Consider the following 25,834-nt stretch of genomic DNA (forward strand, 5'->3'; position numbering starts at 1 on the left):
AGAATCTGCGGGCTATTGAAGGGCGGTTGGATTCGGCTCGGTGGTGAAGCCGGGGAGCCACTCCTCCAGTTCCTCGCGCAGGCGGACCGTCGCGTTCAGCTGGCACAGGATGCCGATCGTGCTGAGGGTGACGCGGTGGATCAGGAGGTACGACGGGGGGAGGTTCAGCTGCTTGCCGAGTTGGTGTGCCGGTGAGCGGGGATCGGCGATGCGGGCCGCCTGGGTGCGGATCCAGGAGCGGGTGAACGTGAACTCCTCGGCCTGGACCGGCTCGATGATGGGGAGCAGGTAGTCGAGGATCGCGTCGGGGTCCAGGTCGATGGAGTCCTTGACGAAGCCCTCCGTACGCAGGTGCTCGTAGACCGCGCCCGCGTCACCCGCCAGGGTCATGCGCAGCGCCTCGCCTATCGGCCGGGGCAGCCCCCCGGGCAGCCGGTCGACGGTGCCGAAGTCCAGGACGCCCAGGCGCCAGCCGTCGCCGTCCGGGACCAGGCGGAAGTTGCCGGGGTGCGGGTCGGCGTGCAGCAGGCCCGTGCGCGCGGGGCCCGAGAAGAAGAACCGGGCGAGAAGCTGACCGGCCCGGTCGCGCTGCTCCGCCGTACCCCCCGAGATCACCTCGGACAGCGGCACGCCCTCGATCCACTCGGTGATCAGGACCTGGTCGGACTGGTGGACCACAGTGGGTACGACGATGTCGGGGTCGTCGGTGAACTCCTGCGCGTGCGCGCGCTGGGCGGTCGCCTCCAGGGCGTAGTCCAGTTCCTCGGAGACGCGGTCGCGCAACTCGGTGATCAGCGGCTTGACGTCCATGCCCGGCACCAGGGGGCCGAGGAGACGGGCGAAGCGGCTGAGCTGGTTCAGGTCGGAGAGCAGGGCCTCGCCCGCGCCCGGGTACTGGACCTTGACCGCGACGTCACGGCCGTCCCGCCACACCGCGCGGTGTACCTGGCCGATCGACGCGGCAGCCGCCGGCTTGTCGTCGAACTCCAGGAACAGGTCCTGCCAGTTCGCGCCCAGGTGTTCCGCCAGCACCGCGTGCACCGTGCGGACCGGCATCGGCGGGGCCGCCTCCTGGAGCTTCGTCAGGGCCGCGCGGTAGGGGCCCGCGACGTCCTCGGGGAGCGCCGCCTCGAAGACCGACAGGGCCTGGCCGAACTTCATCGCGCCGCCCTTCAGCTCGCCGAGGACCTTGAAGAGCTGGTCGGCCGTGCGCTGTTGCAGCTCGCGGCCGACGATCTCCGCCGACTCGCCCACGATCCTCTTGCCCAGGCCCCAGGTGGCCCGGCCGGCGATGCCGAGCGGGAGCGCGGCGAGCTTGGCGGTGCGGGTGACCGCCTTGCGGGGAAGATCAGACATGCGCCCTCCAAGTACCCACCGGCCGCGCCGCGTTCGCCGGACGGAGTGACTCTTTCGAATGCCGTTGCCCAGCCATTGTCTCGTGCGCCCCCGCGTCCTCCACGGGGTGTTCCTCAACAGAGGGAGAAGCTTCGGCAAGAAGGACCCGGGAGGGCCCTTCGGGGTTCCCGGTGACGGCCGCTCCGCACGCGCACTCCGGGTGCGCCTCGATCGTCCTCGCCCGCCACTGGAGCGCCGGGGTCGAGATCTCCCAGCGGGTGCTGTGGGCCGGTGCGGTCTGGCCGTCGAGGAACGCCAGGGCGTGGCCGGCGGCGAGGCCCGCGACCGTGGTGGCCAGGGCGAGGTCGCAGGGGAGGGTGGGGCGGCGATGGCCCGAGCGCCACTGGGCGAGGAGGCGCAGCCACGCCGGGTCGGCGTCGCACCGGGACTGCTGGAGGCAGCCCGCGCAGGCCGTCTCGCCGGGGAGGACGAGAGGGCCGACCATGCCCGTCGCCTCCACCACCCCGGCGTACAGGTGCGGGGTGCCCGAGGCGATCAGGGGTTCGGCGGCGGCCGGGTCCGGCGCGTACACGCCGACGTCGTCGCGCGGGGCCAGGATCACCAGGCCGAAGCCCGGCTCGAGGCCGGGTTCGCGGGACGGCGGACGGTCGGGGGACGCCGCACGCACCGCACGCCGGGCCGCGTCGCGGCGGGGCTCGCCGATCGCGCCTGCGGGCAGGCCGCCCGGCGCCACGTCACCCGGCTCCACCCGGCCCTCGTCGGACACCTCGACCGTGCCGACGCCCGCCCCCGACAGCAGCGCGGCCAGCACCGCGCCGACCCTGCCCGCGCCCCGCACCCGCACCCGCGCACGGCGCCGGGCCGCCAGCAGCCGCATCGCCTCGCCGGGCTCCGGGGTGAGCAGCGACAGCGCGGCCAGGTCCGGGCCCAGCCGCTCCAGGGCCTCGCCCCGGCGCCGCAGCGCGTCCGCCTCCGGCCCGCCCCCGCGCGCGTCGTCCAGCAGCCCCGCCCCGGCCAGCCCCCGCACCAGCCCGTCCACATGCCCTTCCGGCAGGTCCCGCCTCCGCGCCTCCTCCCGCAGCAGCGGCAGCCCCCGCGTGCCGTCCAGCAGATCGAGGAACCCTTGCGTGGCGCTGTCCAGCGGCCCCAGCGTCAGCGCGTGCGCCGGAGTCATCCCGAACTGCACGGTGCTCAGATCCCGCCACCCGCGCCGCAACGCCGGCTTCACCCTCGGATGCACAGCCACCACCCCCGTCGTCGTCATGGCCCCACGGCCTCGAACCCGGGCCGCACGACCCGGAGAACCCCGGAGCGCGCGCCCCGGCGGACCACCCCGGGCCCCACGCCCCGAACCCTCGGAACCACGGCCCCGGAGCCCGGCGCGCACAGGTCCCGGCTCCTCGCCGGAGCCCTCGCCCCGGCCGTCACCCTCAGCATGCCCACCCCCACGAAAACCCGCCGAAAGTTATCCACAGGTACCGGCATCAGTCGTACAAGTCGGCCGCTCGGGGCACCCGGATGCCACGGGAACGACACCGAACCGTCCCGGAGTCAAGACTTCTTCCGTGTGCAGCGGGTAACGTCAGGGCGTGTCCGCCGACCCATTGCACGCCGGAACATCACAGCGCAGCACGACGAATCCGCCGCAGAGCGGCTCGAAGGCGAGTGCGATCGAGGTCCGCAGGAGCGCCCGGCGCCGCCGGACGGTCTCCGCGTACCGCGAGGGCGACCGCACCGTCGTGCTCATCCCTGCCCGGATGTCCGAGGCCGAGGAGCAGCGCTGGGTGACTGTCATGCTCGCCAAGCTGGCCGCCCAGGAGAGCAAACGGGTCCTCGGTGACACCGAGCTCTCCGAGCGCGCGCAGCGGCTGTCCGCGCAGTACTTCGACGGGCGCGCGCGGCCCAGCTCGGTGCGGTGGGTGACCAACCAGAACACCCGCTGGGGCTCGTGCACGCCCGCGGAGGGCAGCATCCGGCTCTCGCACCGGCTGAAGGGGATGCCGGAGTACGTCATCGACTACGTCCTCCTGCACGAGCTGGCGCATCTCCTCGTACCCGGCCACGGGCCCGACTTCTGGCGGCTGCTGGAGGCGTACCCGCGCACCGAACGCGCGCGCGGGTACCTGGAGGGCGTCGTCTCCGCCGACCGGCTCCCGCATCTGCCGGGCGCGCGCGGGGAGTGACGCGGGGCGCGTGCCGTGTACCGGGTCTGTACCGACTTCCTGCGATGTCAGAGCCAGCGGTTAGCCTGGCGCGAACGAACTCGCATTCGGGAGTGGGGGACGGTCGTTGCACATGCCCAGGGAATTCCAACGCGGCCACAAGGCCAAGGTCGGCGATCTGACGGCGGGCACGGATCTGTACGTGGGGGTACAGATCTCGGCGCCGGGCCTGGCCTTCGACATCAGCTGCTTCGGACTGGACGCCGACGAACGGCTCTCGGACGACCGGTACTTCGTCTTCTTCAACCAGCCGAAGTCCCCCGAGGAGTCCATCCAGCTCCTCGGTGCGCAGGCCGGGGACACGGAATCCTTCCGGGTGACCCTGGACCGTGTCCCGCCGCAGATCCAGAAGCTGTCCTTCACCGCGACGATCGACGGCGACGGCCGGATGTCGCAGATCGCCCCCGGCTACCTGAGGATCGTCGCCGGCGGCGAGGAGGTCGCGCGGTACGCCTTCGACGGCTCGGAGTTCTCCACCGAACGCGCGGTGATGCTCGGCGACTTCTACCTCAAGGACGTCTGGCGGTTCGCGGCGGTCGGCCAGGGCTTCGACGGCGGCCTCGACGCGCTGCTGAAGAACTTCGGCGGCGAGGTCGCGGAGGAGGAACCGCACCCGGCGCCCGAGCCCCCGGCCGAGACCTCAGCCCCGGCCCCCGCCTTCGCCCCACCGGCCTTCGCACCCCCGGCGGCCCCCGCAGCACCGACGGCCCCGACGACGGCCGCCGTACCGCCACAGGCCCCCGCCCCGGCGCCCGCGGCCCAGCCCTCGTTCGGCGCCCCGGCCCTCACCACACCCCCACCGGCCCCCGCCCCCGCCTTCGCCCCCCACGCCGCCCCCACCATCGCCGCCGGCCTCCACACACCACCCGCCAGCACGGTCCCGCCGCCACCCACCCCCACGGCCCCCGCACCCCAGGGCGGCCCGTTCACCCCTCCGGGGACGACGCCTCCCGGCGCTCCTTTCGGCACCCCGGGTACGACACCCCCGGGAGCGCCTTTCGGCCAGCCCGGTACGACGCCTCCCGGTGCCCCCTTCGGCACCCCCGGCACAACACCCCCCGGCGTCCCCTTCGGCACCACCCCACCCCCCGGCGCCCCCTTCGGCGCCATCACCTCTCTCGCCCCGGTACCCCCCGAAGCCGGCCTCCGCGCAGTCCTCACCAAGTACGCCGAGGCCCCCGTGGGCGACCGCTGGACCGAGCAGAACCCGGAGCTCGTGCGGGCGACCCTCACCAAGGGCGCCAACATCCTCGCCAAACAGGGCAGCATGGTCGCCTACCAGGGCGACATCGACTTCGCCCACAAGGGTTCAGGACTCCTCGGCAAGCTGACGGGACAGCTCACCGGCCAGGGCATGAGCCTCATGCGCTGCTCCGGCGACGGCGAGGTGTTCCTCGCGGACGAGGCGAGCCGCCTCTTCGTGATCCGCCTCCAGGGCGAGCAGCTCTACACGTCCGCGCGCGGGGTGCTCGCCTTCGACGAGGCCCTCGACACCGAGGTCCGCCGCATCGAGGGCGTGGGCCTGCCCGGCGGCGGCCTGTTCAGCATGCTGTTCTCCGGCACGGGCGCGGTCGTCGTCAAGACCCGCGGCGTCCCCGTCGTCCTCCCGGTCGGCCCCGCCACGTACGTCGACGGCAACGCCGTCATCGCCTGGTCCGCGGGCGCGCAGGCGGTCACCACGACCTCGCTGCGCCTGCGCCGCTCCGGGTACGCCCGGCAGAGCGCGGAGGCCGTCAACCTCCAGTTCCGGGGCGCCCCCGGCAACTTCGTCGTCGTCCAGCCCTTCGAGGTGTGAGGCAGACCGTGGACCTCCAGACACTCAACGCGCAGCAGCCCGCGACGGCCGGCGTCCGGATGAGCGTGCACAGCTCCAAGACGCTCAAGGTCACCATGGTCACCGGCCAGGACCTGTACGCGAAGGCCGGCTCGATGATCGCGTACGACGGGTACGTCCAGTTCGACGGCGCCCCCGCGACCCTGCGGCGCAACGCCGAGGAGATGGTCACCGGCGAGGGCGGGCGGCTGATGCTGTGCCGCGGCGACGGCGAGCTGTACCTCGCCGACTACGGCGGCGACGTACTCGTCCTGCATCTGAACAACGAGGCGATCTCCGTCAACGGGCCCACGCTGCTCGCCTGCGATGCCTCCCTCGATCTCAGGATCGAGCCCGTCAAGGGGCTCGCCAAGCTCTCCGGGTCCGGGCTCACGAACCTCGTCGTGCGGGGGACCGGGTGGGTCGCGCTCGTCAGCCGGGGGGTGCCGATCTCCCTCGACTGCGCGGAGCGCGAGACCTACGTCGACCCCGACGCGCTCATCGCCTGGACCGACGGGCTCGACATGAAGGCCAAGCGCACGATCAAGGCGGGCGCGCTGATCGGGCGGGGCAGCGGGGAAGCCTTCCAGGTCGGCTTCAAGGGACAGGGGTTCGTCGTCGTCCAGCCCAGCGAGGACACCGGCGACCGATTCAAGATCCGGGGCTGAGGGGAGCCACGACAGACATGCACAGCACACTCTTCGCGCACATTCCGGTGGAGTCCACCGAGCGCTACACCCTCCAGAACCCGCAGCTCCTCAAGACGGACGTCACGCGCGGGCGCGGGGCGATCCTCGCGCGGCAGGGGGCCATGGTCGCCTTCGAGGGCGACGTCCAGTTCGACAGCCAGTACCGGGACCGGGGGTGGCGCAACGTCGAGCGGATGACGGGGGAGCGGCTCGAACTCATGCGGTGCAAGGGGAGCGGGGTCGTGTATCTCGCGAACTTCGCCCAGCACCTGCACATCATGGAGGTCGGGCGGGGGATCACCGTCGACTCGTCGTCCGTGCTCGCGTTCGACGGGTCCCTCAACGTCGGGATCGTCGCGATCGACAGTGCTGTCGAGGTGGCTTCCGCCGGGGCGTACAACCTGGAACTCGCCGGGGACGGGCAGGTCGTCGTGATGACGTCCGGGGAGCCGTTGGTGCTGGAGGTCGAGCCGGGGAAGAACGTCTGCTGCGACTCCGATGCGGTGATCGCCTGGTCCACCTCGCTGCGTACGCAGTTGCAGGCGCCGACGTCGACTTCCGCTGTCTGGCGGCGGCGGGGGTCTTCCGGGGAGGGGTGGGAGATGCAGTTCTCCGGGAGCGGGCATGTGCTGGTGCAGCCGAGTGAGTTGTTGCCGCCGCAGCATGTGCGGACGTCCGGGGTGCTGGGGCAGTTCGGGGTGGGGAGCGGGGGGCTGAGCGGGAACTCGTTGGGGGGTAGCCGGAACTAGCACCTAGGGGGAAACCCCCGATGCCCACCCCGCGTGTGTAAGGGGCGGCCCGCCGGGTGGGCGCCCCTTACCGCCTTACACCGCCAGCCTTCTCCTCGTTCCCTCCAGCAGGCGTACCACCGAGTCGTCCGCCACCCCCGCCACCTCGTCGTACGCGAACCACCGCAGGTCCAGTGACTCGTCGCTGATCGACTCCACCGCGTCCGGTGGAGCCACCGCCGCGTACTGCACGTCCAAGTGCCACGCGCACGGCGTCAAGTGGCGGTCCAGGCGGACCGGGCCGCCCGGCAGGAGGGTCAGGGCCTCGATGCCGGACTCCTCGACGCCTTCGCGGAGCGCCGACGCCGCCAGGCTCGTGTCGTCCGGCTCGCAGTGGCCCCCCATCTGGAGCCACATGCGCAGCTTTTTGTGCAGGGTCAGCAGGACCCGCTCGCGCACCGGGTCGATGACCAGCGCGCTCGCCGTGATGTGGCCGTCCGCGCACGCCTTCCACATGCCGTCCGGGTGGGACGCGAGGTGGGCGAGGTAGGTGTCGCGCAGGTCCGGCTGGGCCTCGTACTCCTTGAGGACCGAGGCCGCGTCGTCGTGCAGGCTCACTCGGTGTCGTCGTCCTTGTCGGTGGAGGGCTTCTTCTTCAGGTCGGGTCCGCCTTCCGCGGCCTCGCCGAGCAGCTTGTCCAGCTCGGAGAAGTCGAGCTGCTCGCGGTGGACGAAGCCGTCCGGGTCGTCGAGGTCGGTGGCGGTGGGGAGCATGTCCGGGTGGGCCCACAGGGCGTCACGGCCGTCGACACCGCGCGCGTCCGTGAGGGACGCCCACAGGCGGGACGCGTCGCGCAGGCGCCGGGGGCGCAGCTCCAGGCCGATCAGCGTGGCGAACGTCTGCTCGGCGGGGCCGCCCGAGGCGCGACGCCGGCGCAGGGTCTCGCGCAGCGCGTCCGCCGAGGTCAGCCGGGGTTTCGCCGCCGCGTGCACCACCGCGTCGACCCAGCCCTCGACCAGTGCGAGCGCCGTCTCCAGGCGGGCCAGCGCCGCCTTCTGCTCCGGCGTGTCCTCCGGCTGGAACATGCCCTGCTGGAGCGCGTCCTGGAGCTGCTCGGGGTTCTGCGGGTCGAACTGGCCGACCACGTCCTCCAGCTTGGCCGTGTCGACCTTGATCCCGCGCGCGTAGCCGTCGACCGCGCCGAACAGATGCGACCGCAGCCACGGCACGTGCGCGAACAGCCGCTGGTGGGCCGCCTCGCGCAGCGCCAGATACAGCCGGACCTCGTCCTTCGCGACGCCCAGGTCCTTGCCGAACGTCTCGATGTTCACCGGCAGCAGCGCCGCCTTCCCGGCCGGACCCAGCGGCAGACCGATGTCCGTCGAGCCGACGACCTCGCCCGCGAGCACGCCCACGGCCTGCCCGATCTGCGTGCCGAACATGGCGCCGCCCATCGAGCGCATCATGCCGATCAGCGGGCCCGCCATGGCCTGCATCTCCTCCGGCAGGACGTCACCCATCGCCGCGCCGACGCGCTCGGCGACCGGGTCCACCAGTTCCTTCCACGCGGGCAGCGTCGCCTCGACCCACTCCGCGCGCGACCACGCCACCGCCGTACCCGCGCCGGACGGCAGGGACGTCGCGTCGTCGAGCCAGAGGTCCGCCAGGCGCACCGCCTCCTCGACCGCCGTACGCTCCGCCGCGCCCACGCTCGCGTCCTTCACGCCGTCCTGCGTGCCCTGCGCGACCGTCTGGCGGGCGATCTGCTTCGCCATGTCCCAGTTCACCGGGCCGCCCTCGTACGACAGCATCTGCCCGAGCTGCTGGAACGCGGCCCCCAGGTCACCGGGGTTCATGGAGCCGAACATCGCGGCGAACGGGTTGTCCCCGCCCGGACCGCCGAAGCCGCCGGCTCCGAGGCCGAACCCGAACGGGTTGGCCGGTCCCTGACCACCACCGCTCTGGGGGTCCTTCTTCTTGCCGTCGCCGTCCTCCGGCTCCTCCGGCGGAAGGCCGAATCCGAATGGGGTGTCACTCACGGGGTTCCTCGGCTGGTAAGGCCACCGGTCTCCCGACCGGCGGCGCGGCTGCCCTGCAACACCACCCAGCGTAGACACCCGGGCCCGATCGGGCCTCGGTGCTCCGCCGACTCGCGGCCTGCGGCAGGATGGAGCCACCTGGTACGTACGCGTCATCCGCGCCGTATGCCATGACAACCGCTGGAGACACCTGGTGAGTTCCCCAGATCCGCAGGTTCGCGCAGCGCGAAACCACTCAACCGGTGCCGCCGCGCGCGGGCCCGTCGTCGCCGTCACCGGCGCGGCGCACGGGGTGGGCGCGCTGCTGACCGAGCGGCTCGCCGCGTCCGACGAGATCAAGCAGGTCGTCGCCATCGACGAGCGGCGGGGGGAGTGCGACGACGCGACGTGGCACGTCCTCGACGTGCGTGATCCGGCGATCGCGGAGAAGCTGCGGGGGGCCGATGTCGTCGTCCACCTCGCGCTGGATCTCGATCTCGGGTCCGACGCCGCCGCCCGTACGGCGTACAACGTGCGGGGTACGCAGACCGTGCTCACCGCTGCTGCCGCCGCCGGGGTCCACCGGGTCGTGCTGTGCACCTCCGCGATGGTGTACGGCGCTCTGCCCGACAACGAGCTGCCGCTCGCCGAGGACGCGGAGCTGCGGGCCACCGCCGAGGCGACCGGGGTCGGGGATCTGCTGGAGATCGAGCGGCTCGCGCGGCGGGCGCCCCGTGCGCATCCCGGGCTCAACGTCACCGTCGTGCGGCCCGCCACGCTCGTCGGTGGCACCGACACCGCCCTCACCCGGTACTTCGAGTCCCCCCGGCTCCTCGTCGTCGCCGGGTCCCGGCCCGCCTGGCAGTTCTGCCATGTCGACGATCTCTGTACGGCTCTGGAGTACGCCGTTCTGGAGAAGGTCGAGGGGGAGCTCGCCGTCGGGTGTGACGGGTGGCTCGAACAGGAGGAGGTCGAGGAGCTGAGCGGGATTCGGCGGATGGAGCTGCCGTCCGCGGTCGCTCTTGGTGCCGCTGCTCGGCTGCATCGGATCGGCCTGACTCCGTCGCCTGCGGGAGACCTCGCCTACACCATGTATCCCTGGGTGGTCAGTGGCAGTCGTCTGCACGCGGCCGGCTGGCGGCCTCAGTGGACCAACGAGGAGGTCCTGGCTGAGCTGCTTGAGGAGGTTGCCGGGCGGCACACCGTCGTCGGGCGGCGGCTGGGGCGTAAGGACGCGACTGCGGCGGGGGCCGCGGGGGCGACGGTTGCGCTGCTGGGCGCGGCTGCTGTGGTGCGGCGGGCTCGGAAGGCTCGGCGGCGGGTCTAGTACGGCGGGTGCGGGCCGAAGTTTCTCGCCCCCGCCGCCCCTACCCGTCCCGTCCTCAAGGGGCTCCGCCCCTTGGACCCCGGGGTGGGTGGGGATCGGCCCTGAAGGGGCCCGTCCTCAAACGCCGGACGGGCTGAAAAATGCTGAGCGCTCTTTTCTCTGTCCTGCCCCGATGAGGGACCATTGGTCCATGGCTGATGTTTCTTTTGATCATCCCGGGGAAGTCGGGGCTGCTGAGCCCGTCAAGCTGGTTGCTGTTCGGGGGGAGGCGTTGTCTCTCGATGAGGTGTTTCGGGCTGTGGGGGACGATGCCGCCGGGGGGATCTCGTTGTTCGTGGGGACCGTGCGGAATCACGATGAGGGGGCCGGTGTCGAGGCGTTGGGGTACTCCTGTCATCCCAGCGCCGAAGACGAGATGCGGCGGGTCGCCGAGAAGGTCGTCGCGGAGTTCCCGGTGCGGGCGCTGGCCGCTGTGCACCGGGTGGGGGAGTTGAAGGTGGGGGATGTCGCCGTGATCGTCGCTGTGGCCTGTGCCCATCGGGCCGAGGCGTTCGCCGCCTGCCGCAAGCTCATCGACGATCTCAAGCACGAGGTGCCCATCTGGAAGCAGCAGAAGTTCTCCGACGGGACCGAGGAGTGGGTGGGGGCCTGCTGAGGCTCGGGTTGCGTAACCGGCTGCCCCGCGTGAGCGTTGTCAGTGCGGATCGTCGATCTGCTGATCAGTCAGTTCGCGGTGGCTCGTCCGGGGTCGGGAGGTCGTACATGGGGGCGCTCGCCTGGTTGGTGATCCCGCTGCTCGCGGCGGTCGGCGCGGGACTGTGGGGCAGCTGGGTCAACCGCACGCGCAAGGCCCGCAGCGACGGCCCCGAACTGGACGGGTACGCCCGTTTCCGCGCGGCGATGGAGCGGCCGATCGTGCGCGACGGCGAGTTCCGGTACGCCGGGTTCGAGGACGCACACCGGAACGTCGCCGCCCAGGACACACCCCTCGACCACGGCCCCTTCGACGAACCCCCGCTCGCCCTCGGAGCCACGGCCCCCAAAAGGGCCCACACCTGACGGGCCCTCCCTGACGATGCACTGACAGCCCCGTCCCGTACTGTCGACCCATGCCACGCCGCACAGCGACGATGCTCGCCTCGACCCTGATGCTGATCGCCCTCCTGTGCGTGGGGGTGTTCGTCAAGGTGCCGTACGCCGAGATGTCACCGGGTCCGACGGTGAACACGCTGGGGGACCACGACGGGGAGCCGGTGCTCCAGATCTCGGGGCACAAGACGTATCCGACGTCCGGGCACCTCAACATGACCACCGTCCGCGTGACCGGCGCCGACTACCGGATGAACCTCGTCGAGGCCGTGTACGGCTGGCTCGCGCACGACAACAAGGTCGTCCCGCACGACACGCTGTACCCGGACGGCAAGACGGAGGAGCAGTCCACGCAGGAGAACGCGGAGGAGTTCAGCCAGTCCCAGGAGAGCGCGAAGGTCGCCGCGCTGAAGGCGCTGAACATCCCCGTGCAGTCGTGGGTGATCGTCTCGACGGTCGTCAAGGGTTCCCCGGCGGAGGGCAAGCTGCACGCCGGGGACGTCATCAAGGACGTGGACGGGACGGCCGTGAAGGAACCCGGTGACGTCGCGAAGCTGGTGACGAAGCACAAGCCGGGCGAGGACGTCGTGTTCACGATCACCCCGGCGAAGGCGCAGGAGACCGCGCAGAAGTCCGGCAAGACCGCGACGGCCACCCAGAAGGTCACCATCAGGACGGCGGCCTCGGACGACACCGGCCAGAAGCGGGCCATCGTCGGCATCTCGGCGGGGACGGACCACACGTTCCCCTTCAGTATCGACATCAAGCTCGCGGACGTCGGCGGCCCCAGCGCCGGTCTGATGTTCTCCCTCGGGATCTACGACAAGCTCACCCCGGGGAACCTCACCGGCGGCAAGTTCGTCGCGGGGACGGGGACGATCGACGACGACGGCAAGGTCGGTCCGATCGGCGGCATCGAGCTGAAGACGGTCGGCGCGCGCGACAAGGGTGCTCAGTACTTCCTCACCCCGGCCGACAACTGCGCGGCGGCGGCGAAGGACACGCCGAGCGGCCTCACCCTCGTCAAGGTCGCGACCATCAAGGACGCGCTCGGCGCGCTGGCCGACATCAGGGAGGGCAAGACCGACGCCCTGCCCAAGTGCACGACCAAGGGCTGACGGCCAATAACTGACGGAGGGTGCCCTCTGCCAAGAAGGGCACCCTCACCGTCGTAGAGATAGAGAAGTCAGTCCTCGAACGTCGCCGACAGGGCCTCCGCGAGGCCCGGGACCAGGGCACCCCCCGTGAGGACCTCCGTCGCGGCGTCCTTCTCGCGCAGGCGCAGCGCCGAGTCGCGGGTGCCGTCGCGCAGGACCGCGACGGTCATGCGGACCTCCTGGCGGTCGGGGTGGGCGGCGACCCACTGCGCGAGCTTCTTCTCGTTCAGGTTGGACGGGACCTGGGCCTCGGCGGACGGCGGGAGCATCAGGCGTTCGACGGTCAGCGCGCAGCCGGTGACCGCGGCCGGCCAGGCGATCGTGGCGAGGAACTCGTCGAGCGGCTGGGAGGCGGGCACCTCGTCCTGCTCGATCGGGGTGAGACCGGCGGTCTCGGGCGCGTCGTCGAGGCCGAGCTGGGCCGCGATACGGGGTTCCTCGCGGCGCAGGCGCGCGGTGTCGACGAGGGCGAAGAGGCGGGCGGGCTGGTCCCAGCCGAGACCGGAGACGTACTCGTCGATCTCCAGTACGGCCCGGGTGAGCGGGTTCGCCGCCATGGGAGTGTTGGACATGGTCACAATCCTCTCTCGTTCGTGACCTGAATCGGGAACCGAGTAAACGGTGAGTAAGTTGCATAGGTGTGGGCCCGCGATCATCGGGGGTCACGAGGGGTCGGCGAAAACGCGGGCCTGAGGGATCGACAGCGAACTTCGAGGTGCCACCTTGGCTTTCCAGATGCCGGACCGCGGCGGAGGCCCGACGGGGCCACGGATCAGAGTGGGCCGCCCGTCCAGGCGAGCCAGGACCCTGCTCCTGACACTGGGCGTGCTGGCCGTGCTCGGCATGGCGTTCACCATGTTCGCCGGGTTCTGGACCGACTGGCTCTGGTACCGGTCGGTGCATTACTCGTCCGTGTTCACCACCACCCTGTGGACCAAGGTCGGGCTCTTCTTCGTCTTCGGCCTGCTGATGGCCCTGGCGGTCGGCTTCAACATCTGGCTCGCGCACCGTCTGCGCCCGCCGCTGGCCGCCATGTCGGCCGAGCAGCAGAGCCTGGACCGCTACCGGATGGGCATCGCGCCGTACAAGAAGTGGCTGCTGCTCGGGATCACGGCCCTGGTGGGCCTGATCGCGGGCGCGTCGGCCTCCGGCCAGTGGCGTACGTGGCTGATGTGGGTCAACGGCGTGTCCTTCGGCAAGAAGGACCCCCAGTTCCACCTGGACGTGTCGTTCTTCGCGTTCGACCTGCCCTGGTACCGCTTCCTGCTCGGCTTCGGCTTCGCCGCGACGATCATCTCCCTGATCGCGGCGGCGCTCACCCACTACCTGTACGGCGGACTGCGCGTCACCAGCCCCGGCGCGCGCGCGACGGCGGCGGCGACCGGCCATCTGTCGGTGCTGCTCGGCATCTTCGTCGCCCTGAAGGCGGTCGCGTACTGGCTCGACCGGTACGGACTGGCCGTCAAGTCCAGCGACTTCAAGGCCACCGACAGCTGGACGGGCCTCAGGTACGTCGACGCCAACGCCTACCTCCCGGCGAAGACGATCCTGTTCTGCATCGCCGTCATCTGCGCCCTGCTCTTCTTCGCCACCCTGTGGCGGCGCACCTGGCAGCTCCCGGTCATCGGCTTCGGCCTGATGGTCCTCTCGGCGATCCTGATCGGCGGCCTGTACCCGGCGATCGTGCAGAAGTTCCAGGTCCAGCCGAACGAGCAGGCCAAGGAAGCCCCGTACGTCGAGAAGAACCTGAAGGCGACGCGCGAGGCGTACGGCATCGACGACGCGCAGGTCACCGAGTACTCGGGCAAGCCGGCGGCGACGGACAAGACCAAGCTGCGGACGGACGCCGCGGCGGCGGCCAGCGTCCGGATCATGGACCCGAACATCATCTCGCCGACGTTCCAGCAGCTCCAGCAGATCCGGAACTACTACGCCTTCCCGACCAACCTGGACGTCGACCGCTACACCAAGGACGGCAAGGACCAGGACACGGTCATCGGCCTGCGCGAGATCAACCTCGCCGGGATCCCGAAGAAGAACTGGATCAACAACCACTTCCGCTACACCCACGGCTACGGCGTGGTCGCGGCGCAGGGCACCTCGGTCGACTCCGAGGGCCGGCCGGTGTTCACCGAGTCCGACCTGCCGTCCACGGGCCAGCTCGGCGAGTACCAGCAGCGGATCTACTACGGCGAGCGCACGACGACGTACTCGATCGTCGGCGGCCCGCAGAAGGAGATCGACTACTCCGACGACAGCGGCGAGAAGACCACCAGCTACACCGGCAACAGCGGCGTCAACCTCTCCAACCCGGTCAACCGGGCGGCGTACGCGGTGGCCTTCGGGGAGCCGCAGATCCTGTACTCCGGCGCGATCGGCGAGGGCTCGCGGATTCTGTACAACCGCACGCCCAAGGAGCGCGTCGAGGCCGTCGCCCCCTGGCTGACGATCGACGGCGACGCCTACCCGGCGGTCGTCGGCGGCAAGATCCAGTGGATCGTCGACGCGTACACCACCACCAACGGCTACCCGTACGCCTCCCGTACGACGCTCGGTGACACGACGGCCGACTCGCTGACGGCGGCCAACAACTCGCGCGCGGTGGTGGCCCAGCAGAACCAGGTCAACTACATCCGCAACTCGGTGAAGGCGACCGTCGACGCGTACACCGGCCAGGTCAAGCTCTACCAGTGGGACACCCAGGACCCGGTCCTCAAGACCTGGATGAAGGCGTTCCCGGACACGGTCGAGCCGCGCGGCGCGATCTCCAAGGACCTGATGGACCACCTGCGCTACCCGCAGGACCTCTTCAAGGTCCAGCGCGAGCTGCTCACCCGCTACCACGTGAAGGACGCGACGACGTTCCTCAGCGGCAGCGAGGTCTGGCAGGTCCCGGACGACCCGACCAACAAGTCGGGCGACGCGGTCCCGCCGTACTACCTGAGCCTCAAGATGCCCGACCAGAAGGCGCAGGCGTTCTCGCTGACGACGACGCTCACGCCCAACGGCCGGGACAACCTGAGCGCGTTCATGGCGGTCGACGCGGAGGCCGGCACGGCGGACTACGGCAAGATCAGAATCCTGAAACTGCCGACCAGTACGACCGTCGACGGACCCAAACAGGTCCAGAGCCAGTTCAACTCCGAACAGGACATCGCCGAGTCGATCCGCCTCCTGAGAGGCGGCGACTCCGAGGTCGAGTACGGCAACCTGCTGACGGTGCCGCTCGACGGCGGACTGCTCTACGTGGAGCCGGTCTACGTACGCGGCGGTGGACTCAAGTACCCGCTGCTGCGCAAGGTGCTGGTGACCTACAACGGCAACACCGCGTTCGAGGACACCCTGGAGGCGGCGCTCGACAAGGTCTTCGACACGCAGAGCCCGCCGCCGACCACACCACCCGGTGAGGACGACGGGGGCGGCGGGACGACGCCCCCGCCGACGACTCCGTCCAACCCGACGGTCCAGCAGGCCCTCCAGGACGCGCAGAAGGCGTTCACCGCCGGCCAGGAAGCCCTCAAGAAGGGCGACTGGGAGGCGTACGGGCAGGCCCAGAAGGATCTGGAGTCCGCGCTCAAGCGGGCCGAGGACGCGCAGGCGGCGGCCGGGAAGAACACCGCCAAGCCGACCCCGGCGGCCAGTCCGACCCCCAAGCCGAGTCCCAGCTCCTCCTAGGGGCTTGAGCAGGTCAAAGGCTCCCTCCGCGCCGTGGTACGGTTGTCACAACACGGCGCGGGGTGGAGCAGCTCGGTAGCTCGCTGGGCTCATAACCCAGAGGTCGCAGGTTCAAATCCTGTCCCCGCTACTGAAGGCGAAGGCCCGGATCCTACTAGGATCCGGGCCTTCGGCGCGTCTTGGAAAGAAAATGGGTTTGATGTGTCTCTCTGTGGGCATGTCGACAAAACGCTGAAGTGACCTCACTGGCTGCGGTATACCAGATGTAACTCGGTTGCAGGTGGTGCGACGATGGACGTTATGGGGGACAAGGGAACTCTGTACGAGACAGGGCGAATTGCGCGGCCTTCGGGTGAGGCTTCGAGCGAGGCCGAGGAAGCGGCCCCGGACGAGACGGGGGAAGCCGCCGAGGAGGCGCGCCTGTGGCTCGCGGCGGAAGGCGGCGACACCGAGGCGGCCAGTGTCCTCGGTGCGCGGCTGCTGCGGCGCGGTGACCTGGACGGTGCGGAGCCTCGGCTGCGTGCGGCCACGGCCGCCGGGGACCGGGCCGCCGCCAACAATCTCGGAGTCCTCCTCCATCAGCGCGGGTACGCCGACGAGGCCGCTGGATGGTGGCGGATCGCCGCCGTCGCCGGGTCCTCCGCCGCCGCGCACGCGCTCGGGCGCCACCACCGCGAGCGGGGGGACGAGCCCGCCGCGGAGTACTGGCTGAGGCAGTCCGCCGAGCAGGGGCACACGCTCGGGGCCTACGCCCTCGCCGATCTCCTTGAGCACCGGGGGGACGCCGGGGCCGGCAGATGGCTGCGCGTCGCCGCCGAGCGCGGGCACCGCGAGGCCGCCTACCGGCTCGCCCGCGCGCTCGACCGGCCCGGCAGCGGGGGGCTCCTCGGGGAGCGGAGCGAATCCAGCGCCGAGGCCGAGCAGTGGTACCGGCAGGCCGCAGCGCGCGGGCATCTGCGGGCCGCGCTCCACCTCGGCGGGATCCTGGAGCGGCGCGGGGAGGCCAAAGAGGCCGGGCGCTGGTACCTCATGGCCGCCAAGGACGGGGACGCCCGGGCCGCCTGCGCGCTCGGGTTCCTGCTGCGCGACGCCGGGGACGTCGAGAATGCCGCCATCTGGTGGCTGCGGGGGGCCCAGGACGGGGACGGGAACGCCGCGAACGCGCTCGGCGCGCTGCATGCCGAGCGGGGGCAGAACCAGACCGCCGAGCGGTGGTACCGGGCCGCCATGGACGCCGGGGACATCAACGGGGCCTACAACCTCGGGCTGCTCTGCGCCGAGCAGGGGCGGGTCGCCCAGGCCGAGCAGTGGTACCGGCGGGCCGCGTACGTCGGGCACCGGGAGGCCGCCAACGCGCTCGCCATCCTGCTGCTGAGGAACGGGGACGCGAGCGGGGCCGAGCCGTGGTTCTCCAAGGCCGCCGAGGCCGGGAGCGTCGACGCCGCCTTCAACCTCGGGATCCTGCACGCCGGGCGCGGGGAGGAGGACGCCGCGCTGCGGTGGTACGAGCGTGCCGCCGCCGCCGGGCACACCGAGGCCGCGCTCCAGGTGGGGATGGCGCGGCTCCGGGAGGGGGACGAGCAGGCCGCCGAGCGGCATCTCCGGTGCGCCGCCGGCGGGGGGAGCGCGGAGGGGGCCTATCGGCTGGCCGCGCTGCTCGACGCGCGGCGGCCCGCCGTGTCCGCGCACGAGCTGGGCGAGCCTGTCCGGGAGAAGACCGAGTGCGAGGAGTGGTACGAGCGGGCCGCGTCCCAAGGGCATCGGCGGGCTCAGGTGCGGGTGGGGATGCTGGCCGCCGGGCGGGGGGACGTCGTCGAGGCGGCCCGGTGGTACCGCGCTGCCGCCGAGGCGGGGTCGCGCAACGGGGCCTTCAACCTCGGGCTGCTGCTCGTCCGGGAGGGGAGTGAGCCCGAGGCGGTCGTGTGGTGGCAGCGGGCGGCTGCCGCCGGGCACGGGCGGGCTGCTCTCCGGCTCGCGCTGGTGTGTGCGCGCAGGGGGGAGCTGGTCGAGGGGCAGCGGTGGGCTTCCCGGGCGGTGGAGCTGGGGCCGGGGGAGGTGGGGGAGCGGGCGGCTCGGCTGCGGGACGCGCTGCGGGAGGAGCTGAGTGCGTGATGTCGCCCCCGCCGCCCCTACCCTTCCCATCTCTGGGGGCTGCGCCCCAGGCCCCCGCTTCGGCCCGAAGGGCCTCGTCCTCAAGCGCCGGACGGGCTGGGGGTGGCTGAGCTTCGGGGGAATCGATTTGCCACTGCCCCCGCCCCTCGCGTAACGTTGTGTTCACGACGCGGGGTGGAGCAGCTCGGTAGCTCGCTGGGCTCATAACCCAGAGGTCGCAGGTTCAAATCCTGTCCCCGCTACTCATGACGAAGGCCCGGATCCTGGGAACAGGATCCGGGCCTTCGGCGTACTCGCCTTCAGGGCTTCGCGCAGTTCGGGCAGACGCCCTTGTACGTGACCTCGACCGCCTCGATCGTGAAGCCGAAGCGTTCCGTCGTGGGGAGGTCCGTGAGGGGGTTGCCCGTGGGGTGGACGTCGCGGATGGTGCCGCAGTGGGCGCAGACGAGGTGGTGGTGGGGGCGGTGGGCGTTGGGGTCGTAGCGCTTGGCCCGTTTGTCCGTCGTCACCTCCAGGACCTCGCCCAGCGTCACCAGTTCGCCCAGCGTGTTGTAGACCGTCGCTCGGGAGATCTCGGGGAGTTTCACCACCGCCCGGGAGTGGACTTCGTCGGCCGTGAGGTGGACGTGTTCGCCGTCGAGGACTTCGGCCACGACACGCCGCTGTGCGGTCATGCGCCATCCGCGTCCGCGCAGCCGCTCCAGAAGGTCACTCATGTTGTCCAGATTAACAGCCGGATGCCGTTTTCCGAACAGGTGTGACTTTGGAAGCTGGCTTGACTTGGAATGAGTCCAATGTAGGATCCGGAATGAGTTCGGCGGGCGGCTGGAGGCCGTGGTCCAGGCCCTGCACGGTCGCTCCAGCACTGGACCGCCCGCCGAGGCCGATGGGCCGGTCCCTGCGGGGGGCGGCCCATCTGTCATGCCGGTACGCGCACCTCCTCGGGCACCCAGCAGCGCACGATGTCGCGGACCGAGACGATGCCGGCGGGCTCGCCGCCGTCCAGGACGACGAGGTGCCGGAAGCCGCCGCGGGTCATCGCGAGGGCCGCCTCCTCCAGGGACATCGAGGGCGTCGCGAAGACGACGTCGGTCGTGGTGTGCGCGTGGGCGGGCTCGTGGTCGGGGTTCTGGCCGAGGCCCACGGAGTTGAGGATGTCGCGTTCCGTGAGGATGCCGATGTTGCCGGCGTCCGGGTCGAGGACGACGGCCGCGCCGACCCGGCGGGCGGACATCAGGGCGGCGGCCTGGCGGAGGGTGTGGGCGGGGCCGATGGTGAGGACCGTCGGGGTCATGGCTTGGTGGACGAGCATCGAGAGGTGACCTCCTCCTGTGATCCCCGAAAGTGCGGGGATTCACAAGTGCACAAGTGGGGGCGCCCTCAGCGTCGCAGGTAAAGCGGGGGTCAACAAGGGGGCGCGCGACGCCTGTTGAGGGCGTGCGCGCTCAGATGTGCCGACGGCCTAGCGCTGGTTCAGGTACCCCAGGAGTTCCTCGTGCAGCAGCCCGTTCGACGCCGCCGCGTTTCCGCTGTGGGGCCCCGGACGGCCGTCCAGACCGGTGAACATGCCGCCGGCCTCCTGCACGACGATCGCCGTCGCCGCCATGTCCCACAGCGACAGCTCCGGCTCCGCGCACAGGTCCACCGCGCCCTCGGCGACCATCATGTACGACCAGAAATCGCCGTACGCGCGCGTGCGCCACACCTCGCGGGTCAGGTCCAGGAAGCCGTTCAGGGTGCCGCGGTCCTCCCACCCGGAGAGCGAGGAGTACGCGAACGACGCGTCGGAGAGGTCGGCGACCCGGGAGACGTGCATACGGGACGCGGAGGAGAGGGAGCGGCCGGTGAAGGCGCCGTGGCCCTTCGCCGCCCACCAGCGGCGGCCCAGCGCGGGGGCGGAGACCAGGCCGACGACCGGCTGGTAGCCACCCTCGGACGCCTCCGTCAGCGCGATCAGGGTCGCCCAGACGGGGACGCCGCGTACGTAGTTCTTCGTACCGTCGATCGGGTCGATCACCCAGCGCCGGGGGCCCGTCCCCTCCACGCCGTACTCCTCGCCGAGGATCGCGTCCCTCGGCCGCGCGCGCTGGAGGTGGCCCCGGACCAGTTCCTCGGCCGCCTTGTCGGCCTCGCTCACCGGGGTCATGTCCGGCTTCGTCTCCACCTTCAGGTCGAGCGCCTTGAAACGGGCCATGGTGGCGGCGTCGGCCGCGTCGGCGAGGACATGGGCGAGGCGGAGGTCATCGAGGTAGTCCGGCATGGGGGAACCGTATCCGCCGAGGTGGGAACGGGGCTACGCGCGGGGGAACGAGGTGGTTGCGGGTTGGTGTCGGTTTTCCGGTGACGCGTTCCCGCCGTATCGGGACGCGGGCTATTGACAGTGGTCCCGGCCGCGTCAAATGTGTGCGGCAGAGTTGCTCGGCCCAGGGAGGCGACGATGCCCTCAGCGCGGGAGTCTCTGCTGGACGCCGCTTTCGCGGCGCTGGCGCGGCGGTCGTGGTCGACGGTGCGGATGGTGGACGTGGCCGCGGCGGCCGGGGTGTCGCGGCAGACGCTCTACAACGAGTTCGGCAGCAAGGACGGGCTCGCGCGGGCCCTGGTGCGCCGGGAGGCGGACGGCTATCTCGCGGGCGTCGAGCGGGCGTTCGCGGAGGAGGGCGACGTGGGCGAGCGGCTCGCCCTGCTCGCCGAGTGGACCGTCGCGCACGCGCGGGAGAACCCCCTCGTCCGGGCCATGCTCACCGGCTGCTGGAGCGAGCGGCTGCCCTCGCCGCCGCTCAGGGCGGTGCTGTCGGCGACGGCGGTGCCCGCGCAGCGGCGGGCGGACGGGGCGCTGCCCGCGCCGGGGGACTTCGTCGCCCACGTACGGGAGCGGTCGCTGGCCGTGCTGGCCCCGGCCGGGACCGGGAAGGGGGACGCCGACGAGGTGGTGCGCGGCGCGGAACTGGCGGTGCGGCTGGCGCTGTCGTGCGTCGCGGCGCCGGCGGGGGAGGGGGGCGTCAGGGAACTGGTGGCCGGGGCGCTGAAGCACGGGGCCCTTCAGCGGCGCCTCACCCCCTGACCGGCTCCCTCAGTGCGCCGACCCCGACAGCTGCAACCCGATCACCCCGATGATCACGAAGCTGATCGACACGAGCTTCAGCACCGAGACCAGGTCCCCCAGGAAGACCATCCCGTAGATCGCGGTGCCGGCCGCCCCGATCCCCGTCCACACCGCGTACGCCGGACCCACGTCCAGCTTTCTCAGCGCCAGCGTCAGCAGCCCGAAGCTGCCCAGCGCGAACGCCGCGAACGCGATCGTCGGCCACAGACGCGTGAAGCCGTGGGACAGCTTGAGGCACACCGCGAAACCTGTTTCGAGCAGTCCGGCCACGACGACCAGCAGCCATGCCATGTGCTGTCCTCCCGTTTTGGTGTCACGTTCGGTCATGTTCCGTCGGGGTCGGTGCGATTGTGCACTTACCGGACTCAGGTGCACACAAACAACACCCAGGTCAGGGACGTGTCCTGAGGGACCGTCAGTCGCCTTCCGTGCGCTCGCGCGTCGACAGCAGCCGGCGCAGCGAGTACAGGCGTGCCTGGTCCGCGTGGCCCTCGGCGACCCACGCGTCCAGCGCGCAGTCCGGTTCGTCGTGGCTGCACGCGCGCGGGCAGTTCGCCGTCCCCTCCTCCAGGTCCGGGAAGGCGTGGATGACGCGCGAGGGGTCGATGTGCGCGAGGCCGAAGGAGCGGATGCCGGGGGTGTCGATCACCCAGTCGTCAGCGCCGTGCAGCGGGAGCGCGAGGGCCGACGTCGTCGTGTGGCGTCCCCGGCCGGTCACCGAGTTGACGTGGCCCGTCAGGCGCCGGCGGTCGGCCGGCACCAGCGCGTTGACCAGGGTCGTCTTGCCCACGCCGGAGTGGCCGACGAACGCGGTCGTCCGGCCGGTCAGGAACTCCCGTACGCGGTCCGCCGCGTCGCCGTTCTCCAGCTCGTCGCGGTTCGTGACCACGTACGGGATGTCCAGGGCGCCGTACAGCTCCAGGAGCTCGTCCGGGGGGGCCAGGTCCGACTTGGTCAGCACCAGCAGCGGGTCGAGGCCGCCGTCGTACGCCGCCACCAGGCAGCGGTCGATCAGGCGGGGGCGGGGTTCCGGGTCCGCGAGCGCGGTGACGATCGCCAGCTGGTCGGCGTTGGCGACCACCACGCGTTCGTACGGGTCGTCGTCGTCCGCCGTGCGGCGCAGGACCGAGGTGCGCTTCTCGATGCGGACGATGCGGGCCAGGGTGTCCTTCGCGCCTGAGAGGTCGCCGACCAGGGCGACCCGGTCGCCGACGATCGCCGCCTTGCGGCCCAGTTCACGGGCCTTCATCGCGAGGACCGTGCGGTCTCCCACCAGGCAGGTCAGGCGGCCCCGGTCGACCGTGAGGACCATGCCCTCGGCCGCGTCCTCGTGCTTGGGGCGGATGTTCGTACGGGGACGGTTGCCCTTGCGGTTGGGGCGCGAGGGGATGTCGTCCTCGTCGGTGTGCTTGCCGTAGCGACGCATGATCGTCAGTTCCCGAGCATCCCGGTCCACATCTCCGGGAAGTCCGGGAGGGTCTTCGCGGTCGTCGCCACGTTCTCGATCTTGACGCCCTTCACCGCCAGGCCGATGATCGCGCCGGCCGTCGCCATGCGGTGGTCGTCGTACGTGTGGAACGTGCCGCCGTGCAGGGGCCTCGGGCGGATGTGCAGGCCGTCCGCCGTCTCCGTGACGTCGCCGCCGAGTTCGTTGATCTCCTTGGTGAGGGCCGCGAGGCGGTCCGTCTCGTGGAGGCGGAGGTGGGCCACGCCGCGCAGGGTCGACGGGGAGTCCGCGAGGGCGGCCACCGCCGCGATGCCGGGGGTCAACTCGCCCACGTCGCCCAGGTCCACGTCGATGCCGTGGACCTTGCCCGTGCCGGTGAAGGTCAGGCCCTCGTCCGTGAGGTCGCAGGAGCCGCCCATCGCCGTGAAGATCTCCCGCAGGGCGTCGCCGGGCTGCGTCGTGCGCCTCGGCCAGTCCGGGACGGTGACCCTGCCGCCGGTCACCAGCGCCGCCGCGAGGAAGGGCTGGGCGTTCGAGAGGTCCGGTTCGATGGTCAGGTCCCTGCCCAGGAGGGCGCCCGGGGTCACCCGCCAGACGTTGCGTTCGCCGCCCGCCTCCGGGGTGTCCACCTGGACGCCGGCCGCGCGGAGCATGTCCACGGTCATGCGGATGTGGGGGAGGGAGGGGAGGGTCGTGCCGGTGTGCCGCACCTCCACGCCCTGGTTGAAGCGGGGGCCCGAGAGGAGGAGCGCGCTGACGAACTGGGACGAGGAGGAGGCGTCGATCTCCACCGGGCCGCCGTCCAGGGCGCCTCCGCCGTGGACCGTGAGGGGGAGCGCGCCCCGTTCGTCGTCGTCGATCCTCGCGCCCAGGGTGCGCAGGGCGTCGATCACTCCGTGCAGGGGGCGTTCGTACGACCTCAGGTCGCCGTCGAACCTGATCGGGCCGTTGGCCAGGGTGGCGACGGGAGGGAGGAAGCGCATGACCGTGCCGGCGTTGCCGACGTCCACGGTCGCCGGGCCCCTGAGATCGGTGGGGAGGACGCGCCATGCCTCGCCGGTGCCGTCAGGGCCGACCCCCTCCTCGATCCCCACGCCCATCGCCCTCAGCGCGCCCGCCATGAGGAGGGTGTCCCTCGACCGCAGGGGGCGGCGCAGCCATCCCGGCTCGCTCGCCAGCGCGGCTAGCACCAGGGCTCGGTTGGTGACGGACTTGGACCCCGGCACGTGGACCGTCGCGTCGACGGCTCCGCTCGCGGTGGGGGCGGGCCAGTGGGCGGTGTGGACGGGGTTCTGCGGCATGCGTTCACTTTAGTCGGCCGTTGCGAATCGGGTCCGCCGTGGTGGTTGGGTGCGGCGCCGTCGTGGCTGGTCGCGCAGTTCCCCGCGCCCCTAAAGATGCGGGCCCCTGCGGGGCCGCATCACGGGCGGGGTGAGGGCGGAGGTGTCGTGGCTGGTCGCGCCCGCGCGGCGGTAGCCGCACATTGGCACAGCCCCGCGCCCCTAAAAGATGCGAGCCCCTTCAGGGCCGCATCACAACCCCAGCAGCCATCTCCCCCCACCCAGCAACGCACACAACGACACCGTATGGAACAGGAACAGCCACAACCCCGCCGGTACGTGCGTCAAGCGCGACAGCTGGTCCGCGTCCGACTCCCCCGCTCCTCCCCTTCTCCTCTTCGCCTGGAGCTCGAACGGCGGCCTCACCCCTCCCAGCAGCAGGAACCACACCACCGCGTACGCGAACGCCGCCTGGACCTGGGGGCCTGCCAGCCAGGAGACCAGGAGGAAGGCGCCGCCCGAGAGGACCACGGTCAGGACTCCGTACGCGTTGCGGATCATCACCAGCATCGCTACCAGGAGCGCCGTCGCCACCCACAGGAGCAGGGTGATGCGGCCCGCGCCCAGCAGGGAGGCGCCGCCCAGGCCCAGGAGTGAGGGGGCTGTGTAGCCTGCCGCCGCCGTGAGGATCATGCCCATGCCGTGCGGCTTGCCTCGGCTCAGGGTCAGGCCGCTGGTGTCCGAGTGCAGGCGTATGCCTGTCAGGGTGCGGCCCGTGAGGAGGGCGATCAGGCCGTGGCCCCCTTCGTGCGCGATCGTGATCGCGTTGCGGGAGATGCGCCACAGGTTGTGGGGGATCACTATCGCCAGGGCGGCTGCGGCTGTGGCCAGGACCACCCAGAGGTCGGGGTCGGGCTGGAGTCCGGTGACTCGGTCCCACAAGGTGTCCATAAGAGGCGGGGGCTCCCAACTGTCGTAAGGGGTCTGGCAGTGTGGCACGTATGTGCGGACGGTATGCGGCCAGTCGTGGACCCGAGGATCTCGCAGGAATCTTTGAGATCGAGAAGATCGAGCCGGAAGAGGCGTGGGCGCCGGATTTCAACGTGGCGCCCACGAAAGAGGTGTACGTCGTCCTGGACCGTCCGTTGAAAGACGCGGAGGACCGGCGGCCGGTTCGGCAGCTCCGTACGGTGAAGTGGGGGCTCGTGCCGGCGTGGGCGAAGTCGCCCGAGGGCGCCGCGCGGATGATCAACGCGCGGGCGGAGACCGTGCACGAGAAGCCCTCGTTCCGGCGCGCGTTCGCCACGCGGCGCTGCATCGTCCCGGCGGACGGGTACTACGAGTGGGTCACCGCCAGGGAGGAGCGGGAGCTGGAGGTCGAGGGGAAGAGGAAGCGGCCCCGCAAGCAGCCGTACTTCGTGTCGCCGGCCGACGGGTCCGTGTTCGCGATGGCGGGGCTGTACGAGTTCTGGCGTGACCGGACGCTGCCCGACGAGCACCCGCTGGCCTGGTGGGTGACGTGCTCGGTGATCACGACCGAGGCCGAGACCACGCCCCTCGCACTCGCCCCGGCCGACGGCCCCGGCAGCCTGGCCGAGATCCACCCCCGGATGCCGCTGATGCTGACGCCGGACCGGTGGGACGCGTGGCTGGACCCCACGACGACCGGCCTCGACGACCTCGTACCGATGCTGTCGCCCCCGCCGGCCGGCCTGATGCGGGCGTACCCGGTGTCGACGGCGGTCAGCAACGTCCGCAACAACGGCCCGGAGCTGCTGACGGAGCTGGAGGGGCCCGAGGAGGGCACACTCTTCTGAC

The 25,834-nt window shown here is 71.4% G+C and carries 24 protein-coding genes and 2 tRNA genes; 14 read left to right on the forward strand and 12 right to left on the reverse strand.

The annotated features are described in order from the left end of the window. Positions 1-12 precede the first annotated feature (12 nt). Together ACQCO7_RS28400 and ACQCO7_RS28405 are read right to left on the reverse strand one after the other, a co-directional pair. Positions 13-1,356 carry an ABC1 kinase family protein gene (locus ACQCO7_RS28400; RefSeq protein WP_464074466.1) on the reverse strand — a complete coding sequence of 448 codons (1,344 nt, stop codon included), beginning with the start codon at positions 1,354-1,356 and terminating at the stop codon, positions 13-15. Continuing rightward, complete coding sequence (locus tag ACQCO7_RS28405; protein ID WP_464077312.1) at positions 1,349-2,596, reverse strand: TOMM precursor leader peptide-binding protein; 1,248 nt, start codon at positions 2,594-2,596, stop codon at positions 1,349-1,351. Before ACQCO7_RS28405 ends, ACQCO7_RS28400 begins: the two co-directional genes overlap by 8 nt. A gap of 349 nt (positions 2,597-2,945) precedes the next feature. Between ACQCO7_RS28405 and ACQCO7_RS28410 the strand changes: the two genes are divergently transcribed. The 4 genes from ACQCO7_RS28410 to ACQCO7_RS28425 all read left to right on the forward strand — a co-directional run bounded on the left by ACQCO7_RS28410 (position 2,946) and on the right by ACQCO7_RS28425 (position 6,829). Continuing rightward, a complete protein-coding gene (locus ACQCO7_RS28410) occupies positions 2,946-3,539 on the forward strand; it encodes a M48 metallopeptidase family protein (RefSeq protein ID WP_464074467.1) in 594 nt (197 codons plus the stop codon). A 112-nt stretch (positions 3,540-3,651) separates the two neighbouring features. After that, complete coding sequence (locus ACQCO7_RS28415) at positions 3,652-5,373, forward strand: TerD family protein (RefSeq protein ID WP_464074468.1); 1,722 nt, start codon at positions 3,652-3,654, stop codon at positions 5,371-5,373. 8 nt (positions 5,374-5,381) lie between these two features. After that, positions 5,382-6,059, forward strand: coding sequence for an AIM24 family protein (locus ACQCO7_RS28420; RefSeq protein WP_464074469.1), 678 nt, complete (start codon positions 5,382-5,384; stop codon positions 6,057-6,059). A 17-nt stretch (positions 6,060-6,076) separates the two neighbouring features. Continuing rightward, the gene (locus ACQCO7_RS28425; protein ID WP_464074470.1) at positions 6,077-6,829 is read left to right on the forward strand and encodes an AIM24 family protein; all 753 of its coding nucleotides are present in this window, start codon (positions 6,077-6,079) and stop codon (positions 6,827-6,829) included. A gap of 75 nt (positions 6,830-6,904) precedes the next feature. On the opposite strand, the gene ACQCO7_RS28430 is transcribed toward ACQCO7_RS28425, so the two are convergent. Both ACQCO7_RS28430 and ACQCO7_RS28435 read right to left on the reverse strand, forming a co-directional pair. Then, positions 6,905-7,426, reverse strand: a complete 522-nt coding sequence (locus ACQCO7_RS28430; protein WP_464074471.1) for an NUDIX hydrolase — start codon at positions 7,424-7,426, stop codon at positions 6,905-6,907. Then, a complete protein-coding gene (locus tag ACQCO7_RS28435; protein WP_464074472.1) occupies positions 7,423-8,847 on the reverse strand; it encodes a zinc-dependent metalloprotease in 1,425 nt (474 codons plus the stop codon). The genes ACQCO7_RS28430 and ACQCO7_RS28435 overlap by 4 nt, the downstream gene beginning before the upstream one ends. A 193-nt stretch (positions 8,848-9,040) precedes the next feature. Here ACQCO7_RS28435 and ACQCO7_RS28440 point away from each other — a divergent pair, with 193 nt between their 5' ends. The 4 genes from ACQCO7_RS28440 to ACQCO7_RS28455 all read left to right on the forward strand — a co-directional run bounded on the left by ACQCO7_RS28440 (position 9,041) and on the right by ACQCO7_RS28455 (position 12,360). Next, entirely contained in the window at positions 9,041-10,153 is a 1,113-nt protein-coding gene (locus tag ACQCO7_RS28440; protein WP_464074473.1) for an SDR family oxidoreductase, read from the forward strand. Between the two features lie 172 nt (positions 10,154-10,325). Then, on the forward strand, positions 10,326-10,808 hold the full coding sequence (locus ACQCO7_RS28445; RefSeq protein WP_464074474.1) for a molybdenum cofactor biosynthesis protein MoaE: 483 nt from the start codon (positions 10,326-10,328) through the stop codon (positions 10,806-10,808). Positions 10,809-10,915: 107 nt separating this feature from the next. Further along, positions 10,916-11,212 carry a hypothetical protein gene (locus ACQCO7_RS28450; RefSeq protein ID WP_464077448.1) on the forward strand — a complete coding sequence of 99 codons (297 nt, stop codon included), beginning with the start codon at positions 10,916-10,918 and terminating at the stop codon, positions 11,210-11,212. A 50-nt stretch (positions 11,213-11,262) separates the two neighbouring features. After that, positions 11,263-12,360: a YlbL family protein gene (locus ACQCO7_RS28455; protein WP_464074475.1), complete on the forward strand. Its 1,098-nt coding sequence runs from the start codon at positions 11,263-11,265 to the stop codon at positions 12,358-12,360. A gap of 68 nt (positions 12,361-12,428) precedes the next feature. Here the strand turns inward: ACQCO7_RS28455 and ACQCO7_RS28460 are convergent, their stop codons facing one another. Further along, positions 12,429-12,971 (reverse strand): PPA1309 family protein, encoded by a 543-nt coding sequence (locus ACQCO7_RS28460; protein ID WP_464074476.1) that lies wholly within the window; start codon positions 12,969-12,971, stop codon positions 12,429-12,431. 163 nt (positions 12,972-13,134) lie between these two features. Here ACQCO7_RS28460 and ACQCO7_RS28465 point away from each other — a divergent pair, with 163 nt between their 5' ends. The 4 genes from ACQCO7_RS28465 (at position 13,135) to ACQCO7_RS28480 (ending at position 18,428) form a co-directional block, all read left to right on the forward strand. Further along, positions 13,135-16,074 carry a UPF0182 family membrane protein gene (locus ACQCO7_RS28465; protein ID WP_464077313.1) on the forward strand — a complete coding sequence of 980 codons (2,940 nt, stop codon included), beginning with the start codon at positions 13,135-13,137 and terminating at the stop codon, positions 16,072-16,074. Positions 16,075-16,130: 56 nt separating this feature from the next. Beyond that, positions 16,131-16,204, forward strand: a tRNA-Met gene (locus ACQCO7_RS28470). 161 nt (positions 16,205-16,365) lie between these two features. Continuing rightward, positions 16,366-18,186, forward strand: coding sequence for a tetratricopeptide repeat protein (locus ACQCO7_RS28475; RefSeq protein ID WP_464074477.1), 1,821 nt, complete (start codon positions 16,366-16,368; stop codon positions 18,184-18,186). Between the two features lie 168 nt (positions 18,187-18,354). Beyond that, a tRNA-Met gene (locus ACQCO7_RS28480) sits at positions 18,355-18,428 on the forward strand. Positions 18,429-18,485: 57 nt separating this feature from the next. On the opposite strand, the gene ACQCO7_RS28485 is transcribed toward ACQCO7_RS28480, so the two are convergent. From ACQCO7_RS28485 to hisN, 3 genes are all read right to left on the reverse strand, one after another. Next, positions 18,486-18,902: a Fur family transcriptional regulator gene (locus ACQCO7_RS28485; RefSeq protein ID WP_464074478.1), complete on the reverse strand. Its 417-nt coding sequence runs from the start codon at positions 18,900-18,902 to the stop codon at positions 18,486-18,488. Between the two features lie 203 nt (positions 18,903-19,105). Further along, positions 19,106-19,498, reverse strand: a complete 393-nt coding sequence (locus ACQCO7_RS28490) for a CBS domain-containing protein (RefSeq protein WP_464074479.1) — start codon at positions 19,496-19,498, stop codon at positions 19,106-19,108. Positions 19,499-19,648: 150 nt separating this feature from the next. Then, entirely contained in the window at positions 19,649-20,446 is a 798-nt protein-coding gene (gene hisN / locus ACQCO7_RS28495) for a histidinol-phosphatase (RefSeq protein ID WP_464074480.1), read from the reverse strand. Positions 20,447-20,623: 177 nt separating this feature from the next. Here hisN and ACQCO7_RS28500 point away from each other — a divergent pair, with 177 nt between their 5' ends. Next, on the forward strand, positions 20,624-21,247 hold the full coding sequence (locus ACQCO7_RS28500; protein WP_464074481.1) for a TetR/AcrR family transcriptional regulator: 624 nt from the start codon (positions 20,624-20,626) through the stop codon (positions 21,245-21,247). Positions 21,248-21,256: 9 nt separating this feature from the next. On the opposite strand, the gene ACQCO7_RS28505 is transcribed toward ACQCO7_RS28500, so the two are convergent. The 4 genes from ACQCO7_RS28505 to ACQCO7_RS28520 all read right to left on the reverse strand — a co-directional run bounded on the left by ACQCO7_RS28505 (position 21,257) and on the right by ACQCO7_RS28520 (position 24,967). Next, positions 21,257-21,580: a DMT family transporter gene (locus tag ACQCO7_RS28505; protein ID WP_464074482.1), complete on the reverse strand. Its 324-nt coding sequence runs from the start codon at positions 21,578-21,580 to the stop codon at positions 21,257-21,259. Between the two features lie 124 nt (positions 21,581-21,704). Continuing rightward, entirely contained in the window at positions 21,705-22,715 is a 1,011-nt protein-coding gene (gene rsgA / locus ACQCO7_RS28510) for a ribosome small subunit-dependent GTPase A (RefSeq protein WP_464074483.1), read from the reverse strand. Positions 22,716-22,720: 5 nt separating this feature from the next. Next, positions 22,721-24,037, reverse strand: coding sequence for a 3-phosphoshikimate 1-carboxyvinyltransferase (aroA, locus tag ACQCO7_RS28515; protein WP_464074484.1), 1,317 nt, complete (start codon positions 24,035-24,037; stop codon positions 22,721-22,723). 231 nt (positions 24,038-24,268) lie between these two features. Beyond that, positions 24,269-24,967, reverse strand: a complete 699-nt coding sequence (locus ACQCO7_RS28520; RefSeq protein WP_464074485.1) for a M50 family metallopeptidase — start codon at positions 24,965-24,967, stop codon at positions 24,269-24,271. Between the two features lie 50 nt (positions 24,968-25,017). On the opposite strand from ACQCO7_RS28520, the gene ACQCO7_RS28525 reads away from it, so the two are divergent. Further along, a complete protein-coding gene (locus ACQCO7_RS28525) occupies positions 25,018-25,833 on the forward strand; it encodes an SOS response-associated peptidase (protein ID WP_464074486.1) in 816 nt (271 codons plus the stop codon). Position 25,834 lies beyond the last annotated feature (1 nt).

This window comes from Streptomyces saintjeani, from assembly GCF_055409605.1.